Source organism: Marinobacter sp. SS5-14b (assembly GCF_030541005.1).
Classification (GTDB): Bacteria; Pseudomonadota; Gammaproteobacteria; order Pseudomonadales; family Oleiphilaceae; genus Marinobacter.
The window spans coordinates 1-18,569 of the sequence record NZ_JASSVM010000007.1; the positions used below are offsets into that span (position 1 = coordinate 1).

An 18,569-nucleotide genomic window follows, 5' to 3' on the forward strand; every position below is an offset into this window, starting at 1 on the left:
GAAATACCTCGGCCAGCGCCCACACGAATTACTTGGTCAACTTTTTAAAGAGCGTTTGAGCTGTTGCTCAATCAAGGTGGCGTATTCTACATCGTTCCGCTACCTTGTCAACCGTTTATTTCGAAGATTTTAAACTCTAAATTTTCGAATACTTTCAAACAGTTGCTTTCGTTTGGGAGGTTGCCGTTAGCGGCTTGTCCCTCAGAAGTGGTGCGCATTCTACAGGCGTAAGAAAAACTGTCAACACTCTTTCTCAAAAAAACTCTCTAACTTCGGTTTCCACCTATTCGACTGATCAATACCCCACCAAAAGGAACAAACTTTGATCGAATTTACGCTTTTCTAAGGGGAACCAATGAAGACAAACCGGACCAATATGCCCTTACCGCAAGAAGAAGAAACAATAACCCGCCGTAAACCACCATCTCGGTGACATCACTTCTTGCCTGCCAGAGAAAATGCACCCACACCAAAATGGCAGATGGGTAGATCAGTCGGTGCAATGGCTTCCACCAACGCCCGGTGCGCTTCATCATTTTCCTCGTCGACGTCACCGCCAGTGGAACGAGCAGAAGAAATGCCGCAGCACCAGCGATTATGTAGGGCCGGCGAGTAAAGGTGACCCACAGATCCCCCCACCCTAAAATCAACTGCAGAAACGCCATCACATGCAAAACGGCATAAAAAAATGCGAACAACCCCAGCATCCGGCGACATTTCAGCCAACCACTCCACCCAGTGAGCTTTTTCAGGGGCGTTATCGATAGTGTAGCAAGCAGGAGCTGAAAGGCACCAAGACCCAAGCTCTCGGTGATGACCTGGGCAGGATCCGGCCCCAGGTTACCTGTTACCAGGTTTTTGATCAGCACCGCGAGTGGCAACAAAGCTATTAGAAAAAGAGCGATTTTTAACCAAACCACCGAAACGCCCTTACGCATAACCCCTGCCATCAGTAGAACTTCGCCAAATCCATTCCTTTATACAGATGGGACACCTGCTGCTCATAGCCATTGAATTTCGTCGTCTCAATCCAATTCGGCCGAAAAATTCCGGACGGCAAGCGTCGTTCGCGCTTCTGACTCCAGCGCGGATGATCCACGTCCGGATTTACATTGGCGTAGAACCCATACTCACTCGGAGCGATCATCTCCCAACTGGTTTTCGGCTGCTCTTCCATAAAACGGATGCGGACTATGGACTTGATGCTTTTGAAGCCGTACTTCCACGGCACGACCAACCGGATCGGGGCGCCGTTCTGATTAGGCAACGCTTTCCCATAGAGCCCGACTGCCAGGAATGACAACTCATTCATCGCCTCATCCATGCGCAAGCCTTCCCGGTAGGGCCAGTCAATAGTACTGAACAGTGAGCGCTGACCCGGCATCTGCTCCGGACGATGAAGCGTCTCAAAGTAGACGTACTTCGCCTTCGACGTCGGCTCCAGTCTTTTCAATACATCAGCAAGGGGAACGCCCACCCACGGGATAACCATGGACCACGCCTCAACACAGCGTAGGCGATAGATACGCTCCTGGTAGCTGTGGGGCTCAAGCAGGTCGTCCAGAGCATACCTGCCTGGGCGAGCACACTCACCCTCCACCTCTATCGACCAGGGATCGACCGACATCTGTCCCGCATGATGGGCAGGATCGCCTTTATCGGTGCCAAACTCGTAGAAATTGTTGTACCGGGTTATGTCGTCGTAGGGAGCAGGGGGCTCATCCGTTGAATACTCGGCAGCCTGACGGTAATCCAGCGCCTCAAGCTTTGAGCTTTCTTTCGCCTGTAACAGGCCCGGCATGGCAAGCGTTGCCGCCGATGCAACAACGCCAGACATGAACTTGCGACGATTCAGATAGACGGATTCAGGTGTAACTTCGGATTCGGAAATAGCCCAGGACGGGCGCTGCTTGATAAACATCGGAAGGCTCCAGAGTTCGCTGTTATCCACATAGACCGAACATTCCTGGAGAAATTCCCGCCCGATTTAACCCGGGCGGAAACAGAGTGGCCGTCAGGCCCGCTTACCCTTATTGCGAAAGAGGGCTCGCACCGGACCGGACAACGCGTATATCAGGAACGCAGTAAACAGTACGGTAGCGGGATCAAGTGCGATCACCACAAAGATCAGCACAACCAGCAAAATGGCCGCAAAAGGCACCCTTCCCCGGAGATCCAGATCCTTGAAACTGCGATACAGAATATTGCTCACCATCAGCACTCCGGTTCCCCCGACGACAACCATCGTAAGCAGGGTAAGCCATCCCGCTGGCTCGAAGGTGTGGAAACACCAAACCAACCCGGCCACACAGGCAGCGGCAGCAGGGCTTGGCAGGCCAACAAAGTACTTTTTATCTACCGAGCCGATCTGGGTATTGAACCTCGCCAGGCGAAGAGCCGCACCCGCGACATAGATAAATGTAATGGCCCACCCCAGCTTATCCATACCGTTCAGTGACCAGAAGAAAGCTACCAGGCCTGGCGCCACACCAAAGGCAACCATGTCTGCCAGGCTGTCGTATTCCTCACCAAACTTGCTTTGGGTATTGGTCATACGGGCAACACGCCCATCGAGGCCATCAAGAATCATGGAAACAAAAATGGCAACGGCAGCGTTATCAAAAACACCATTGGCGGCAGAAACAATCGCGTAAAACCCGGAAAATAATGACGCGGTTGTCAGCGCGTTGGGGAGCAGATAGATACCTTTTCTGCGCACTTTAGCCCCCTCAACCAATTCTTCTTCTACCACCTCACCTGCCTCAATATCCGGCTCAACAGCCTGCTCGGGATCGGTATGTTCTACAGATTTTCTCTTTTCAGTCATTCCATCAACTCCGGAAAGCGTTTGAGCGGAGTATATACGAAAAACGCGGCCACTAGGGCCGCGCTTCCAAACCGTACCGGTAATTCCGGATCAGTTCTTTTCTTTATCCACGATCTTGTTCGCAGAGATCCACGGCATCATGCCGCGCAGCTTCTCACCCACAACTTCGATGTCGTGAGCCGCATTCTGGCGACGACGCGCGGTCATGGACGGGTAGTTCAGCGCTCCTTCGGAGATGAACATCTTGGCGTACTCGCCACTCTGAATACGCTTGAGAGCATTACGCATGGCTTCACGGGACTGCTCGTTGATCACCTCAGGCCCGGTCACGTACTCACCATACTCCGCGTTGTTGGAGATGGAGTAGTTCATGTTGGCGATACCGCCCTCGTACATCAGGTCAACGATCAGCTTGAGCTCGTGCAGACACTCGAAGTAAGCCATCTCTGGCGCGTAACCGGCTTCGGTCAGAGTTTCAAAACCCGCCTTGACCAGCTCAACCGCACCACCGCAAAGAACCGCCTGCTCACCGAACAGATCGGTTTCAGTTTCGTCTTTGAAGGTCGTTTCGATGATACCGGTACGGCCGCCACCGATACCGCTGGCGTATGACAGAGCCAGGTTTTTGGCTTTGCCGGATGCATCCTGGAAGATCGCGATCAGATCAGGAATGCCACCGCCTTTGGTGAACTCGGTACGCACGGTGTGGCCCGGAGCTTTCGGAGCAACCATGATGACGTCCAGATCTTTACGCGGAACGATCTGGTTGTAATGGATAGCGAAGCCGTGAGCAAACGCCAGGGTAGCGCCCTGCTTCAGGTTTGGCTCGATTTCTTCCTTATACAGCTGTGACTGGAATTCATCCGGAGTCAGCACCATTACAACGTCTGCCGCTGCAACGGCTGATGCAACATCGCTGGTCTTAAGGCCGTAGGCCTCTGCCTTGGCAATAGAGGATGAACCCGCGCGCAGACCAACAACCACGTCCACACCGGAGTCTTTCAGGTTACACGCGTGAGCGTGGCCCTGAGAGCCGAAACCCAAAATGGCAACTTTCTTGCCCTGGATGATGGACAGATCGCAATCCTTATCGTAATAAACCTGCATTAGAAACCTCTGCTATTAAGTAATGGCCAACCGGGGCCATGATGTTCGAATTTTTGATACAGCCATTAAAGGCTGAGTACTTTTTCGCCTCGCGCGATACCGGATACACCCGTACGCACCACTTCCAATACCCCTGACGTACCAACCGCCTGAATAAAGCCATCAAGCTTGCTGCTGTCACCCGCCAGCTGAACGGTGTAGACAGAGCTGGTTACATCAACAATCTGACCCCGAAAAATATCGACAGTGCGCTTGATTTCAGCACGCTGAGAGCCCGTCGCCTTCAGCTTGACCAACATCAGCTCGCGCTCGATGTGAGCACCCTCAGTCAGATCGACCAGCTTGACGACCTCGATCAGCTTGTTCAGCTGCTTGGTGATCTGCTCGATCACCTTGTCTGATCCGGAGGTGGTCACGGTCAGGCGTGACAAGGTGGGGTCTTCCGTGGGAGCCACCGTCAAGGTCTCGATATTGTAGTTGCGCTGCGAAAACAGACCAACCACGCGGGACAGTGCGCCCGGCTCGTTTTCCAGCAAAACAGAAATGATTCGACGCATGATCACACCCTCTCCGTTTTGCTGAGCCACATATCTTTCATCGAACCACGGGCAACCTGCATCGGGTACACATGTTCAAAGCGATCCACATAGATGTCGACAAACACGAGTTTGTCTTTCATCGCCAGAACCTCTTTGAGCTTGGGCTCAAGATCTTCCTTGCGATCTATGCGCACACCTACGTGACCGTATGCTTCTGCCAGCTTGATGAAATCCGGCAGGGACTCCATATACGACTGCGAATGACGGGATTCATAGTTCATATCCTGCCACTGCTTGACCATGCCCAGCGCCTGGTTATTCAGGTTGATGATCTTCACCGGCAGATCGTATTGCTTGCAGGTAGACAGCTCCTGAATATTCATCTGGATACTGCCTTCACCGGTAAAGCACAACACTTCGTGATCCGGGTGCGTCAGCTTGACACCCATGGCGGCCGGCAGACCGAAGCCCATGGTACCCAGGCCGCCGGAGTTGATCCAACGGTTGGGTTTGTCGAACTTGTAGTACTGGGCCGTAAACATCTGATGCTGACCCACATCGGTGGTCACGAAGGCATCACCGTTGGTGAGCCGCCAGAGCATCTCGACCACTTCCTGAGGCTTGATGACATCCGGGCTGGTTTCGTAACGCATACCGTGGAACGCGCGCCACTCTTCAATCTGTTTCCACCAGGCCGCAATGGCGTCCGCGTCAGGCTTCTCCTTGCTTTCTTTAATCAGTGAAAGCATTTCCTTCAGAACAGCATCAACGGGGCCTACGATCGGCACATCGGCATCAATGGTTTTGGAAATAGACGCCGGATCGATGTCGATATGAATAATCCGGGCACCAGGGCAAAACTTCTCTGTCGCGTTGGTGACCCGGTCGTCAAATCGGGCTCCGACGCAGAGAATCAGATCAGAATGGTGCATGACCATATTGGCTTCGTAGGTTCCGTGCATACCCAGCCAACCCAGATGCTGCTTGTCAGTTGCCGGATAACAGCCAATCCCCATCAGCGTATTGGTGATCGGGAAACCCAGCGTGCGGGTCAGCTCCGTCAACTGGCTGGACGCCTTGCCAAGAATGACGCCGCCGCCGGCGTAGATGACCGGACGCTTGGCCGCCATCAGCATGTCGACAGCCTTCTTGATCTGGCCTGCGTGACCGCGAATGGCCGGATTGTAGGAGCGCAGCTTGACCTTCTTCGGGTAGGCGTACTCATAGCGCTCGTTCGGCGTGGTCATATCCTTCGGGATATCCACCACAACCGGGCCTGGGCGGCCGGTCGCTGCAATGTAGTAGGCCTTGCGAATCACTTCCGGGATTTCCTCCGGGTGGCGCACACTCAGGTTGTGCTTCACCACCGGCCGGGAAACACCGATCATGTCGGTTTCCTGGAAGGCGTCTTCGCCAATCAAGGTCGATGCCACCTGACCGCACAGAACCACCATCGGGATGGAGTCCATAAAGGCGGTAGCAATACCGGTAATCGTGTTGGTGGCGCCAGGACCCGAAGTAACCAGTACGGTACCCGGTTTTCCGGTTGCACGGGCGTAGCCGTCGGCCATATGGACCGCCGCCTGTTCGTGCCGAACCAGAATGTGTTTGACTTTATCCTGCCTGAACAGCGCATCATATATATGAAGGGCTGCACCACCCGGATAGCCGTATATGTATTCGATCCCTTCATCTTGAAGGGAGCGGATCAGCATATCGGCACCAGACAATAACTCCACGTTTTCTACCCTCTTCTACGAGTGAATGAGCCGGGTTACGCCCCGGTTGCCTGGATTTTCGGTTTCCCTGCTTCTTTTGAAAGCGGAACCGGCGTATTCCTCCACACCAATTCTAAAGAGGTTGTCTCCTGGCCAGCCGCCCTCCTGAGGGTTGCGGAGAACGGCCAATCAACGGGTTGCACGTAAGCAACAACCATCGCCCGCCAGCACATGGCGCACTCGGTGTGGTGATTAACGGGGGATACTCGCTCGGGATTGCCTGCCGTATTGACCCCAGTCTTCAGGCAATCGGTAATTCTGACAGCGGGAAACTCGCTGTCAATAGTCGTTGTGGCTTAAATGGCACCATTTTCTGTTCTACTCTGCCATACTGGGCAAATAACAATGCAAGAGTTTTGAACCAGGCAGAAGAAAATCCATCCTCCGGATGGCATGATACCTTCAGGCAGTAACCGAAAGACGGGCAGAGACATGAACCGAAAAATCCTGATGTTTTCTATTCTGATGGCCGCCACCCCCGGCCTGGCCATGGGTGGTTCAGTATACAAATGGACAGACGAAAACGGCGTAACACATTTTGGCGACCGGCAACCGACCGGCAAGAATGCTGAGCAGGTGAATGTTCGCTCCGGCACCAGTCGCAATGCCGAAAACAGCCGGACAAGCCCGCAGGAACAACTGAATCAGCTGGAAGAACAGCAGCAAACCGCAGCGCAACGCCAGCAAGAAACCGCCGCTGAGGAAGCAAACAGAAAGCAGCGCGAAGCAAACTGCGCCACGGCCCAGTCGAATCTGAAAGTGATTAACAGTAATGCGCGGATTCGGGTCGAAGAAGATGGCGAAATGCGCTACCTCAACCCCGAGGAAATTGAAGAGAAGCGCCAGCAGTTTGAAGAGATTGCAGCTGAAAACTGCGGCCCCGCGCAGGCTGGCGACGCTCCACGCTGAAATTTGACCAACTGAACGAATAAGAGCCAGAGCGGGCAACCGCTCTGGCTCTTATTCTTTGGCGCAGGGTCCAGCAAAGCCTTAGCCTTTGGTGAACGTCAACTTATCGCCCTGCACGGTCGCCCGAATGATATCACCCGACACAAACTCCCCTTGCAGCAGCATCTGCGCCAGCGGGTTTTCGATCATACGCTGAATGGCTCGCTTCAGCGGGCGAGCGCCATAGACCGGGTCATACCCCACTTCGGCGAGCAACTGCAGTGCATCATCCCCCAGTTCAAGCTTCATATCCTGATCTTTCAGGCGCTTAGCCAGGTTTTCAACCTGAATGCTGGCAATGCCCTGAATCTGGCTTTCCGCCAGCGGGTGAAACACCACCACCTCATCTACTCGGTTGATGAACTCGGGACGGAAATGGGTGCCCACCACTTCCATAACGGCGGACTTCATATCCTCGTAGTTCTCTTCACCGGCCTTTTCCTGAATGATGTGAGAGCCCAGGTTCGACGTCATCACGATCACGGTATTCCGGAAATCGACGGTTCGGCCCTGGCCATCGGTCAGACGACCATCATCCAATACCTGCAAAAGCACGTTGAACACATCCGGGTGCGCCTTCTCCACCTCATCCAGCAACAGAACTGAATAGGGCCTGCGGCGAACGGCTTCGGTCAGATAGCCACCCTCTTCATACCCCACGTAGCCAGGAGGCGCGCCAATCAATCGAGCGACTGAGTGTTTCTCCATAAACTCGGACATATCAATCCGAACCATGGCTTCTTCAGTGTCGAACAGAAACGAAGCCAGAGCTTTACACAACTCGGTTTTCCCCACACCAGTGGGGCCAAGGAACAGAAAAGACCCATTCGGCCGGTTAGGATCTGACAAGCCGGCACGGGATCGGCGAACCGCATTGGAAACGGCCTCTACCGCTTCATGCTGGCCAATCACACGACCATGAAGGGCTTCTTCCATTCGCATCAGCTTGTCGCGCTCACCTTCCAGCATCTTGGACACCGGAATACCGGTCCACTTGGACACAATCTCTGCAATCTCTTCGTCCGTCACCCGATTGCGCAACAGCTTCATTTCCATCATCTCGGCCTGGCTGGCCATATCCAGCTGGCGCTCAAGTTCCGGAATCTTGCCGTACTGCAGCTCAGACATCTTGCCCAGATCACCGGCCCGACGCGCATTCTCCAAGTCCGTCCGCGCCTGCTCCAACTGGCTCTTGATCTTCTGGGAACCATGCAACGCTGCCTTCTCAGCATTCCAGACCTCTTCAAGATCCGCGTATTCACGCTCAACACAGCCGATAACCGCCGACAACTCTTCCAGGCGCTTCTTCGAGGCCGCATCGGTTTCCTTCTTCAGCGCCTCCCGTTCAATTTTGAGCTGAATTAGCCGACGCTCCAGGCGATCAAGTGCCTCGGGCTTGGAGTCCATTTCCATACGGATCTGACTGGCCGCTTCGTCCACCAGGTCGATAGCTTTATCCGGCAACTGACGGTCGGTAATGTAGCGATGCGACAATTTGGCGGCAGCAATAATGGCACCATCCGTGACCTCAACGCCGTGATGAACCTCGTAGCGCTCTTTGAGGCCGCGAAGAATCGCTATCGTGTCTTCCTCATTGGGCTCGCTGACCAACACTTTCTGGAAACGACGCTCCAGGGCTGCATCTTTCTCGATATTCTCTCGGTATTCATTCAGGGTTGTTGCACCCACACAGTGCAACTCACCGCGGGCCAGAGCCGGCTTGAGCATATTGCCTGCGTCCATCGAGCCTTCGGCCTTGCCAGCACCCACCATGGTGTGGATTTCATCAATAAACAGGATGATCTGGCCTTCCTGCTTCGACAGCTCGTTGAGCACGGCTTTCAGGCGTTCCTCGAACTCGCCGCGGAACTTGGCTCCGGCAATCAGCGAGCCCATATCCAGTGACAATACTTTCTTATCTTTGAGGCCATCCGGTACTTCGCCGTTCACAATGCGCTGAGCCAAACCTTCAACGATGGCCGTTTTACCGACCCCCGGCTCGCCAATCAGCACCGGGTTATTCTTCCGGCGACGCTGCAGCACCTGGATCGTGCGACGAATTTCATCATCCCGGCCAATCACCGGATCAAGCTTGCCTGCCAAAGCCCGTTCAGTCAGGTCAATGGTATATTTTGACAGCGCCTGGCGGTTTTCTTCGGCGCCGGCATCGTTAACGGATTCTCCGCCTCGAACCTCATCAATCGCTTTTTCCAGAGCCGCTTTGTCCAGACCATGTTCACGAAGAATGCGGCCAAGAGAGCCCCGATCTTCCACTGCCGCCAGCAGAATCAATTCGCTGGAGATGAACTGGTCGCCTCGCTTCTGGGCAAGCTTGTCCGAAATATTGAACAGGCGCCCCATGTCGTTCGACATGGAAACGTCGCCGGCATTGCCCTGTACTTCTGGCAGGTTTTCGATTTCCTTGGCAACCGCCTGGCGCACCCGGCCCGGCTCTACGCCGACTTGCTTCAGCAGCGGCTTCATCGAACCACCCTGCTGATCGAGCAAAGCCTGCATCAGGTGAACCGGCTCAATGAAGTTGTGGTCTTTACCAACCGCAATGGACTGGGCATCTGCCAGTGCGCTTTGCAACTTGCTGGTGAGTTTGTCGATTCTCATAGTCTCTGTCCCCGAATAATTCTGGAATACCTGGCATGCCATACGGACGGCAGCACGTTCAATCTGACGGCATTCACCTTGTCTTGATGTTTAATGTAGGGGCAATACGGGGGACTTCAAGCGAGGCCAGCAGAATATCGTCAGAAAATTGACGGTTGTCAGTTCATCCAGACCAATGTTGCCATACGACCGGTCTGACCATCTCGTCGATAGGAATAGAACCACTCCTGATCATAAACGGTACAGAGGCTGCCACCCAGAACCGTCGAAACTCCCGCACGGGTCAGTCGCAAACGCGCCAGTTTGTAAATGTCAGCGAAGAAATGCCCCGGGCGGGCACCCCGCTCACTGAAGGCAACAGCCGATTCCACCTGCTCGCTCACGAACGCAGCACGAACCTCCGGGCCAACCTCGAAATTTTGCGGGCCAATGGCCGGGCCGAACCAGGCGACGAGTTCAGAAGGATCTACCGCCATGGCGTCAATCAGGTTTTCCAGCACGCCGCCGCAAAGGCTGCGCCAGCCTGCATGGGCGGCACCGACCACGCTGCCCTGCCGGTCGGCGACGATAACCGGCAGGCAGTCTGCCGTCAGAATTGCACAGGCAACACCCGCCTGCCGGGTAAAGCTGGCATCGGCATCGGGGCAGGCGCCCGCGTTATCCGCAGTGAGTTCGACAACCCGGGTACCGTGTACCTGGTTAAGCCACCCGATACGATTCGCATCAACACCGGTGAACTGCGCCAGTCGCTGGCGATTCTGGCCAACATGCTCCGGATTGTCCCCCACATGCACCCCGAGGTTCAGACTATTCCACGGGGGCCGACTGACACCACCCTTGCGGGTTGTGCAAAGCGCCCGCACCTTTCGGGGAGCAGGCCAGTCCGGGCGCAGAACCAGGCTCTCAGAAATCATTGTTTTCCAAATCCCGGGCATGCTTGCGCAGGGCTTCGATGAGCTGCACCATGTCTTCCGGCAGCGGGACTTCCCAACTGAGGATCTCTCCCGTTTCCGGATGTTGCAGGGTAAGCTTCCTGGCATGCAATGCCTGCCGGTGAAATGCGGCCAGCGCTAAACGCAACTCTTCGGTGGTGCCTTTGGGTAGGCGCAGGCGGCCACCATACACCGGATCACCGACCAGCGGGTGGCGCACGTGGGTCATGTGAACCCGGATTTGATGGGTTCGCCCACTTTCAAGCTTGCAGTGGATATGAGTGTGGGCGGCAAAGCGTTCGATCAGCCGGTAGTGAGTAACCGCCGGCTTCCCGGAAGAGACCACTGCCATGCGCTTACGGTCCTGCGGGTGTCGGCCGATCGGAGCATCTACCGTAGCGCCGCCGGTGAGCGAACCCACCACCACCGCTTCGTACTCCCGCCCCATGGTGCGTGTTTGCAATTGATCCACCAGGGAGGTGTGGGCAATGAGGCTGCGGGCAACCACCATAATCCCGGACGTATCCTTGTCCAGACGATGCACAATGCCAGCCCGGGGCAGATTCTCAACCTCGGGGGCATGGTTCAGCAGAGCATTCACCAGAGTACCATCGGCATGGCCCGCTGCCGGATGAACCACCAGGCCGGCAGGTTTGTTGATAACCAGTATGTGTTCGTCTTCGTAGACAATATCCAGGGTAATGGGCTCGGCTTCCCAGGTCACCTGAACTTCCGGCTCAGCATCCAGCTCCAACACATCATTGAGCATCACCTTGTCTCTGGGCTTGCGGATGTTGCCGTTCACTGTCAACGCGCCGCTTTTGATCCACGACTGCAGGCGGGAGCGAGAATGCTCAGGAATCAACTCGGCAGCCGCCTGATCCAGACGCTTGTCACTGAGTTGCGGGGGTATTACGTAATGTCCGGTAATCCGGTTATTGGAAGACATTCAGCCTCTTTTTGCTACAATGCGAAATTCATTCAAGTTGTGACCATTATACGGGATTCCGGCATGAGATCAGTTGTCCGATTACTGCTACTTTCCACAATCATCGCGCTGGCCGCTGGCTGCGCCTCCCAGAAAGACGTGGAAGTACTGCCGGAAGAAACCTATTACGAGAACGCTCGTGCTGCCATGGACTCCGGCAATTTCAACGAAGCAGAACAAAACCTGGATGCGCTGGAGACCTACTATCCGTTTGGCCGCTACGCCGAACAGGCGCAGCTCGACCTGATTTACGCCCGCTACCAGAACCTCGACCTGGAAGGCGCCCGGGCCGCCGCCGACCGCTTCATCCGCCTCAACCCCCAAAGCGAACAACTGGACTACGCTCTGTATATGCGCGGCCTGGCATCTTACAACCTGGACCTGGGACTGGCCGCCCGGTACTTCCCGATTGATGTCGCCGCCCGCAACCCGGGCGAGCAGCTGCAGGCCTTCCGAGACTTTTCTCAGTTGCTGAACCGTTTCCCTGACAGCGAATACGCACCCGACGCCCGTCAGCGGATGATCGCTATCCGTAATCGCATGGCCGAACTGGAAGTGCATGCGGCCCGCTATTACATTAAACGTGAAGCCTATATCGCCGCCAATAACCGGGCTCGCTACGTGGTCGAAAACTACCCCTCGTCACCCGCCGTTGAACAGGCCCTTATTATTCTGGCCGACACTTTCCGCTTCATGGACCTGAAAAAAGGCGCCAGCGACGCCATCGCCACCTTGCGCAAGAACTTCCCGGACAGTGACGCGTTCAACGAAAACGGTGAGTTTCAACCAGATCAGATGCAGCAGCAGAGCCGATCTCTCACCAACGTGATCACCTTCGGCCTGATCGGCGACGAGTAAGGCCCACGCCTTACTTGCCGATTTTCCAACCGTTGGTGATCGGATACCGGCGGTCCTTACCAAACCCGCGCTCGGTAATGCGCACCCCGATAGGGGCCTGCCGGCGCTTGTATTCGTTGATATCCACCAGGCGAGTAACCCGCTCTACATCCGCACGGTCAAAGCCTTCCGCTACAATCGCGTCGGCGCTGTAATCCCGTTCCACGTATAGGTTGAGGATCTGGTCCAGAATGTCATAGCCCGGCAGGCTATCTTCGTCTTTCTGATCCGGCGCCAGCTCCGCTGATGGCGGCCTGGTGATAACCCGTTCCGGAATCACCGGAGACACCTTGTTCCGATAGCGTGCCAGACGGAACACCAGGGTTTTGGGCACATCTTTCAGGACATCAAAACCGCCAGCCATGTCACCGTACAGGGTCGAATAACCAACCGCCATTTCACTCTTGTTGCCGGTGGTCAGCACCAGAGAACCGAACTTGTTGGACAGGGACATCAGCAACACCCCACGCAACCGCGCCTGCAAATTCTCTTCCGTCGTATCCGGCCGGGTGCCTTCAAAGGGCTGGGCGAGTGTTGCCATGAAGGCATCGTACATGGGCTCGATGGAAAACACGTCGTAATGAACATCAAGCGCCGAAGCCTGCGCCTCTGCATCTTCCAGACTGGCGCTGGAGGTGTAACGGAACGGCATCATCACCGCCCTCACCCGCTCCTTGCCAAGGGCGTCAACCGCCACCGCCAGTGTCACTGCCGAGTCAATGCCACCAGACAACCCCAGCACCACCGATTTAAAGCCATTTTTGTTGACGTAATCCCGAACTCCGGTCACCAGAGCATTGTAGACGTTGGCTTCCAGGGATGGCTCAGGACAAAGCGACTGGGAAACCGGCTGACAATGGTGCTCACAAAGGAAATCCACCGGGAACAGACCGGCCGTAAACTGGGGTATCTCAACCGCCAAAGCTCCGGAATGATCGAACACCATTGAGCCGCCATCAAACACCAGCTCATCCTGGCCACCCACCAAATTGGTGTACACAATGCTGACTTTGTTGTCGGCCGCCTTACGCTCCAGCAGGGCCTTACGCCGAGCCTGCTTGTCGATGTCGTAAGGCGAAGCATTGAGATTGAGAACCAGACGAGCTCCGGCCGCGGCGGTGTCTTCCAGCGGGCCATCTTTCCAGAGATCCTCACATACCGTGATGCCTACGGGTACCCCTTTGATATCCAGCACCAGGGTTTCACGGCCCTCGGCAAAATAACGCTTCTCGTCAAACACCTGATAGTTAGGCGGGCAGCGTTTGAAGTACTGGCCCCGCAGCTCGCCACCCTCGATCACGATACCGGCGTTGAACAGCAGGCCACCAGAGCGCACCGGCGCACCTATCACTATGGCCGGCTCGAGCTTTTCCTGCCTCAACCGATCCAGTGCTTCCGCCACCCGCAAATCCAGACTTGGCCTCAGCAACAGGTCCTCCGGAGGGTAGCCCGTCAGACACAGTTCCGGAAACACCACAATGTCGGCCTGGTAATCCTGCCAGGCTTCACGGGCAGCCTGAATGATCAGGTCCGTATTGCCGGGAATGTCTCCCACCAGAAAATCCAGCTGGGCCATAACCACCCGCAAGTTCTTTGCGGCGGATAATTCCTCGCGTACTTTACCCGGTGCCGACATGCAAAAGGCTCCTGTAACTTATTGCCGTTAAAAGGCTATTATAACCCCGCACAGCCGAGAAATTCTCCTGACCAACTGCAGATAACACGACCTATGGCAGAAGACTCCCTCACAACAGCCGTCGCGCACTCGCCATTCGGGCCGCGCGCCAAGGGTCAGCAGGCCAGGCTGTTCCGCATTTATAACCACTACCGGGTTGTGATCAGCCTGGTGCTGGTGGGGTTGCTGTTCGTTGAACCGTTTATCGCTGACACCAAATTTCGCTGGCTGGACTACTACCAGGCAGGCGCCGTTGCCTACCTGGCCATCAACGGCTTTGTGGCCTTGATCCTGGTCGCCGGCTTTCATCCCCGGCAACGGCACATTACGCTCTCCATACTGGCTGACATTCTTCTGATCCATGGATTGCTGCTGGCCAGCTCCGGTATCACCAACGGCCTTGCCAACCTGGTCATTGTGTCTGTTGCCGCCGGAAACATCCTCACGCCCAGTCGCCTGGGCACCTTTTATGCTGCACTGGCGGCTATCTGTTCACTCGGGATTTCCTCCTGGGCCGTACTGGCCATCAACGAATCCGCTGACGATATCGTGCGGGCCGGCTCATTGGGGATTCTGTATTTTTCTGCAGCATTCATACTGCAGGGCATCTCGAAAAAAGTGATCCGCAGCGAAGCCCTGGCGACCAGCCGGGCCAGAAGCATTGCGGAACTGGAGCAGATCAACCAACAAATTATCCAGAGAATGCGCACGGGCATTCTGGTACTCGACCGGTACGGCCAGATTCGCCTGGCCAATGCGGCCGCCGAAGAGCTTCTGTTCGGAGTCTCTTCACCGCAAACAAACGGTGAGCACCCCTCGCGATTATTGCCCAGGGCGTTGCGCAAGGGGCTTGAGACCTGGCTTAAAAACCCCAGCATGCGCATAGAACCGTTTCAGGCCTCGCCCACGTCACCCTTACTACAGGCCAATTTCACTCAGCTGGACCAGGAGCGGGGCGACCAGATAATCGTGTTCATTGAAGATATGAGCAAGGTCACCCAGCAAGCCCAACAGATGAAACTCGCTTCCCTGGGCCGGCTCACTGCAGGCATTGCCCATGAGATCCGCAACCCATTGGGTGCAATCAGCCACGCCGCACAACTGATGGAAGAATCCCCGCACCTGGATAGCGGCGACCTGCAAATGCTGGACATCATCCGCCGGCACTCAAGGCGGGTAAACGGCATCATCGAAAACGTACTGGACCTGTCCAGACGCAGGACCGCCAACTCAGAAGTTGTCGACATTCATGCCTGGTTGACAGAGTTCCGCAACGATTTCCAGCATACCCAGGATGAAAACACGCCGGCCGACATTGAGCTGATCGCCCCTGGCAATATTCCCCCGGCACGCTTTGATAAAAGCCAGATTGAGCAGGTGATGGTTAACCTGTGCGACAATGGTTTGAGGTACAGCAAGCAGCAGACCGGCAAAAACAGGATACAATTACTGGCAGGCGCCACGGCCGATGGCGAACGGGCCTATGTGGACGTGCGGGATTTTGGGCCGGGCATTGCCCCGGAGTATCGCAACTCGGTATTTGAGCCCTTCTTCACAACCGACAAAAGCGGAACCGGCCTTGGGCTTTATCTGGCCCGGGAACTGTGTGAAGCCAACCAGGCTCACCTGTCGCTGGTGGAAGACGACCAGCCGGGCTGCCGATTCCGCATTACCTTCGCCCACCCAGGGCGGATGATCTAGCCAGAAATGCACTGGCATCGGGCGTTTGCAATTCAACAGGGAACCGACCACAGAAAATGACCAATCAAACAGCGCTGATTGTTGACGACGAACCGGATATCCGGAGCCTACTTGAGATCACCCTCGGGCGCATGGGCATCACCACCTACACAGCTGCCGACCTGGCCAGCGCCCGCGCACTGCTTGAACAGCACAAACCGCAACTGTGCCTGACCGACATGAACCTGCCGGATGGCAACGGCATTGAACTGGTGCAATGGATTCAGCAGCACACCCCCGCGACACCGGTAGCCGTCATCACCGCCTACGGCAGCATGAACACCGCTATTGAATCGCTCAAAGCCGGTGCCTTTGACTTTGTGTCCAAGCCGGTAGAACTCCCTCGCCTGCGGGAACTGGTGAACAGCGCGCTTAAGTTGTCTGAACCTAAAGTCCGGGAAACCACAGACTCCGACAACCCCGGCCTGTTGCTGGGCGATTCCCCCGAACTACGCAAACTCCGGAACCAGACCCGCAAACTGGCCAGAAGCCAGGCGCCCGTGTTTATCAGCGGTGAATCTGGCAGCGGTAAAGAACTGGTCGCACGAATGATTCACCTGCAGGGCCCCCGCGCAGATGGCCCCTTCATCGCCGTTAACTGTGGCGCCATTCCTTCAGAACTGATGGAAAGCGAGTTTTTTGGCCACAAGAAAGGCAGTTTTACCGGTGCCACAGACAACAAAGATGGCCTGTTCCGAAGTGCCGACGGCGGCACCCTGTTCTTGGACGAAGTGGCAGACCTGCCACTGGCAATGCAGGTAAAGCTGTTGCGCGCCATCCAGGAGAAGGCCGTTCGCCCGGTGGGTGATACCAAAGAAGTGCCGGTGGATATCCGCGTGCTCAGCGCCACCCACAAGAACCTGCCCGAACTGGTTCAGGAAGGTGACTTCCGTCAGGACCTGTTCTACCGGATCAACGTCATTGAATTGGCCGTGCCCCCCCTGCGGGAGCGCGCCAGCGACATTCCGCTTCTGGCAAACCACATTCTTGAACGCATCGCCAAAGAGTATGAATGCGAGCCGGCAAGCCTCACCCCGGCCGCCATTGATCGGCTGCAACGCTATGATTTTCCCGGCAACGTCCGCGAACTGGAGAACATTCTGGAGCGGGCCTTTACACTGTGTGATGAAGACCTGATTGATGCCGGCGATCTGCACCTCGGCGGCGGTGCTGTGCCCGGCCTGAATATGCGGGCTTCAGACGGCATCAGTGACTCTCACGCCGCAACCGTACCTGAGGGCGAGATTGATCTTGAAGGCTATCTTGAGAGCATTGAGCGACAGGCTATTGAGAAAGCACTCGAGGCTACGCGGTGGAACAAGACGGCGGCGGCGAAACGGCTGGGAATCAGTTTTCGGGCGCTGCGGTACCGGTTGAAGAAGTTGGGGATGGAGTAGATAATTGCCTCTGACCTTCAGGACGAAGGCCTAAACATCATTCACAAGGACGTAACCATGATTTCCTCTCAACATCGGGGCCTGACCCTGATTGAGCTTTTGCTCGCTATCACCATCCTTTCTATTGCACTGGGTATCGGCGCCCCCTCGTTCAGTAAATTGATTGAACTCACGGAGCGAAAAACCATACGGAACGATCTGCTCACTGGCATCAGCTTCGCACGAACACAGGCCATCACACGCTCTACAAACGTGACACTCTGCCCACTGGACAGCACGAATCGCTGCTCGCGCGACTGGAACCAACCCATTACCATCTTTGCTGACCCAGGCAGGAAACGGACGCTTTCAGACCCTGCCAATATTCTGAGGATTCTTGACGCACCCGGAGAAGGTGTACTTCATGGCCGAACGGGCATCAGGAAGCACTTCGGATTCAGGCCAACTGGAATGGCAAGGGCGAGTATCGGCCACCTTCTGTGGTGCCCGGACAATGGCAACGAAGGCAATGCCTTTCAGATCAGAATCAATATGGGCGGCCGCCCAATAATGGCCAGGGATACCGACGGCAACGGAGTCGCTGAAGACGCCTATGGGCGAGACCTCGTCTGCCCATAGGCTCTTTTGATAAAGACAGCAGATTTAGTTATTCCACTCCACCCAGTTGGTGCCATCCGCTTGCCACTGGCGCACACCGTTCGATAACAGACGCAACGGACCATTTCCAGCCTGGGCGCCTTTGGGTGTGGCCAAAAGCGTATAGCTGTTCCTGGTCGCCGCACTGATGGTCAGATCATAGAATTTCACGCTACCGTCCAAAGGCGCTTCCGTTGGAAAAATCGCAGGGGCGCCCGTATTGGCGCCACCTGCAGCAGCGCCCAGATAGGTATTACCGTTATCTGTGTAATACCGTTCCATCCGACCACTGAAGGCCGTCAACGCACTTTGGGCATCCGCCCGGCGACTGTTCTCAACAGACGATTGATAGGATGGATAAGCGATAGCAGCCAGGATTCCGATGATGGCCACCACGATCATCAATTCAATCAGCGTAAAGCCTCGAGAACCCAGGGGCCTGGCAACCAGGCCCGTTACAACATTGTTAGTCATAGTTTATCCATC

16 protein-coding genes are annotated in these 18,569 nt (G+C 55.6%); 5 read left to right on the forward strand and 11 right to left on the reverse strand.

Translation table 11 applies throughout. From position 1 onward, the window contains the following. Positions 1–332: 332 nt before the first annotated feature. From QPL95_RS14555 to QPL95_RS14580, 6 genes are all read right to left on the reverse strand, one after another. On the reverse strand, positions 333–950 hold the full coding sequence (locus tag QPL95_RS14555) for a sulfite oxidase heme-binding subunit YedZ (RefSeq protein WP_303291720.1): 618 nt from the start codon (positions 948–950) through the stop codon (positions 333–335). After that, positions 950–1,921 carry a protein-methionine-sulfoxide reductase catalytic subunit MsrP gene (gene msrP / locus QPL95_RS14560; RefSeq protein WP_303291721.1) on the reverse strand — a complete coding sequence of 324 codons (972 nt, stop codon included), beginning with the start codon at positions 1,919–1,921 and terminating at the stop codon, positions 950–952. The genes QPL95_RS14555 and msrP overlap by 1 nt, the downstream gene beginning before the upstream one ends. Before the next feature lie 93 nt (positions 1,922–2,014). Further along, entirely contained in the window at positions 2,015–2,827 is an 813-nt protein-coding gene (pssA, locus tag QPL95_RS14565) for a CDP-diacylglycerol--serine O-phosphatidyltransferase (RefSeq protein WP_303291722.1), read from the reverse strand. Positions 2,828–2,917: 90 nt separating this feature from the next. Beyond that, positions 2,918–3,934 (reverse strand): ketol-acid reductoisomerase, encoded by a 1,017-nt coding sequence (gene ilvC / locus QPL95_RS14570; RefSeq protein WP_303291723.1) that lies wholly within the window; start codon positions 3,932–3,934, stop codon positions 2,918–2,920. 65 nt (positions 3,935–3,999) lie between these two features. Then, the gene (gene ilvN, locus QPL95_RS14575) at positions 4,000–4,491 is read right to left on the reverse strand and encodes an acetolactate synthase small subunit (protein WP_303291724.1); all 492 of its coding nucleotides are present in this window, start codon (positions 4,489–4,491) and stop codon (positions 4,000–4,002) included. A 2-nt stretch (positions 4,492–4,493) separates the two neighbouring features. Beyond that, the gene (locus QPL95_RS14580) at positions 4,494–6,212 is read right to left on the reverse strand and encodes an acetolactate synthase 3 large subunit (RefSeq protein WP_303291725.1); all 1,719 of its coding nucleotides are present in this window, start codon (positions 6,210–6,212) and stop codon (positions 4,494–4,496) included. 471 nt (positions 6,213–6,683) lie between these two features. Between QPL95_RS14580 and QPL95_RS14585 the strand changes: the two genes are divergently transcribed. Further along, positions 6,684–7,160: a DUF4124 domain-containing protein gene (locus QPL95_RS14585; RefSeq protein ID WP_303291726.1), complete on the forward strand. Its 477-nt coding sequence runs from the start codon at positions 6,684–6,686 to the stop codon at positions 7,158–7,160. 81 nt (positions 7,161–7,241) lie between these two features. Here the strand turns inward: QPL95_RS14585 and clpB are convergent, their stop codons facing one another. The 3 genes from clpB to rluD all read right to left on the reverse strand — a co-directional run bounded on the left by clpB (position 7,242) and on the right by rluD (position 11,699). Then, positions 7,242–9,818 (reverse strand): ATP-dependent chaperone ClpB, encoded by a 2,577-nt coding sequence (clpB, locus tag QPL95_RS14590; RefSeq protein ID WP_303291727.1) that lies wholly within the window; start codon positions 9,816–9,818, stop codon positions 7,242–7,244. A gap of 158 nt (positions 9,819–9,976) precedes the next feature. Further along, the gene (gene pgeF / locus QPL95_RS14595) at positions 9,977–10,732 is read right to left on the reverse strand and encodes a peptidoglycan editing factor PgeF (protein ID WP_303291728.1); all 756 of its coding nucleotides are present in this window, start codon (positions 10,730–10,732) and stop codon (positions 9,977–9,979) included. Beyond that, on the reverse strand, positions 10,722–11,699 hold the full coding sequence (gene rluD, locus QPL95_RS14600) for a 23S rRNA pseudouridine(1911/1915/1917) synthase RluD (RefSeq protein WP_303291729.1): 978 nt from the start codon (positions 11,697–11,699) through the stop codon (positions 10,722–10,724). The genes pgeF and rluD overlap by 11 nt, the downstream gene beginning before the upstream one ends. 63 nt (positions 11,700–11,762) lie before the next feature. Between rluD and QPL95_RS14605 the strand changes: the two genes are divergently transcribed. Continuing rightward, complete coding sequence (locus tag QPL95_RS14605) at positions 11,763–12,596, forward strand: outer membrane protein assembly factor BamD (protein ID WP_303291730.1); 834 nt, start codon at positions 11,763–11,765, stop codon at positions 12,594–12,596. Between the two features lie 10 nt (positions 12,597–12,606). Here the strand turns inward: QPL95_RS14605 and QPL95_RS14610 are convergent, their stop codons facing one another. Beyond that, positions 12,607–14,271, reverse strand: a complete 1,665-nt coding sequence (locus QPL95_RS14610) for an NAD+ synthase (protein WP_303291731.1) — start codon at positions 14,269–14,271, stop codon at positions 12,607–12,609. Positions 14,272–14,364: 93 nt separating this feature from the next. Here QPL95_RS14610 and QPL95_RS14615 point away from each other — a divergent pair, with 93 nt between their 5' ends. Genes QPL95_RS14615 through QPL95_RS14625 form a run of 3 tightly spaced genes read left to right on the forward strand, consistent with a single transcriptional unit; the run spans position 14,365 to position 18,065 of the window. Then, positions 14,365–16,011, forward strand: a complete 1,647-nt coding sequence (locus QPL95_RS14615; protein WP_303291732.1) for a PAS domain-containing sensor histidine kinase — start codon at positions 14,365–14,367, stop codon at positions 16,009–16,011. A 56-nt stretch (positions 16,012–16,067) separates the two neighbouring features. After that, positions 16,068–17,447, forward strand: a complete 1,380-nt coding sequence (locus QPL95_RS14620) for a sigma-54 dependent transcriptional regulator (RefSeq protein ID WP_303291733.1) — start codon at positions 16,068–16,070, stop codon at positions 17,445–17,447. A gap of 57 nt (positions 17,448–17,504) precedes the next feature. Continuing rightward, a complete protein-coding gene (locus QPL95_RS14625; RefSeq protein ID WP_303291734.1) occupies positions 17,505–18,065 on the forward strand; it encodes a GspH/FimT family pseudopilin in 561 nt (186 codons plus the stop codon). Positions 18,066–18,089: 24 nt separating this feature from the next. Here the strand turns inward: QPL95_RS14625 and QPL95_RS14630 are convergent, their stop codons facing one another. Next, positions 18,090–18,557 (reverse strand): type IV pilin protein, encoded by a 468-nt coding sequence (locus tag QPL95_RS14630; RefSeq protein ID WP_303291735.1) that lies wholly within the window; start codon positions 18,555–18,557, stop codon positions 18,090–18,092. Positions 18,558–18,569: the final 12 nt, after the last annotated feature.

Coding starts and splice junctions, on each gene's coding strand:
- ilvC (WP_303291723.1), bottom strand. CDS start 3,934: ATGCAGGTTTATTACGATAAGGATTGCGATCTGTCCATCATCCAGGGC.
- QPL95_RS14630 (WP_303291735.1), bottom strand. CDS start 18,557: ATGACTAACAATGTTGTAACGGGCCTGGTTGCCAGGCCCCTGGGTTCT.
- QPL95_RS14615 (WP_303291732.1), top strand. CDS start 14,365: ATGGCAGAAGACTCCCTCACAACAGCCGTCGCGCACTCGCCATTCGGG.
- pgeF (WP_303291728.1), bottom strand. CDS start 10,732: ATGATTTCTGAGAGCCTGGTTCTGCGCCCGGACTGGCCTGCTCCCCGA.
- clpB (WP_303291727.1), bottom strand. CDS start 9,818: ATGAGAATCGACAAACTCACCAGCAAGTTGCAAAGCGCACTGGCAGAT.
- QPL95_RS14585 (WP_303291726.1), top strand. CDS start 6,684: ATGAACCGAAAAATCCTGATGTTTTCTATTCTGATGGCCGCCACCCCC.
- msrP (WP_303291721.1), bottom strand. CDS start 1,921: ATGTTTATCAAGCAGCGCCCGTCCTGGGCTATTTCCGAATCCGAAGTT.
- ilvN (WP_303291724.1), bottom strand. CDS start 4,491: ATGCGTCGAATCATTTCTGTTTTGCTGGAAAACGAGCCGGGCGCACTG.
- QPL95_RS14625 (WP_303291734.1), top strand. CDS start 17,505: ATGATTTCCTCTCAACATCGGGGCCTGACCCTGATTGAGCTTTTGCTC.
- QPL95_RS14555 (WP_303291720.1), bottom strand. CDS start 950: ATGGCAGGGGTTATGCGTAAGGGCGTTTCGGTGGTTTGGTTAAAAATC.
- QPL95_RS14610 (WP_303291731.1), bottom strand. CDS start 14,271: ATGTCGGCACCGGGTAAAGTACGCGAGGAATTATCCGCCGCAAAGAAC.
- QPL95_RS14605 (WP_303291730.1), top strand. CDS start 11,763: ATGAGATCAGTTGTCCGATTACTGCTACTTTCCACAATCATCGCGCTG.
- pssA (WP_303291722.1), bottom strand. CDS start 2,827: ATGACTGAAAAGAGAAAATCTGTAGAACATACCGATCCCGAGCAGGCT.
- rluD (WP_303291729.1), bottom strand. CDS start 11,699: ATGTCTTCCAATAACCGGATTACCGGACATTACGTAATACCCCCGCAA.
- QPL95_RS14620 (WP_303291733.1), top strand. CDS start 16,068: ATGACCAATCAAACAGCGCTGATTGTTGACGACGAACCGGATATCCGG.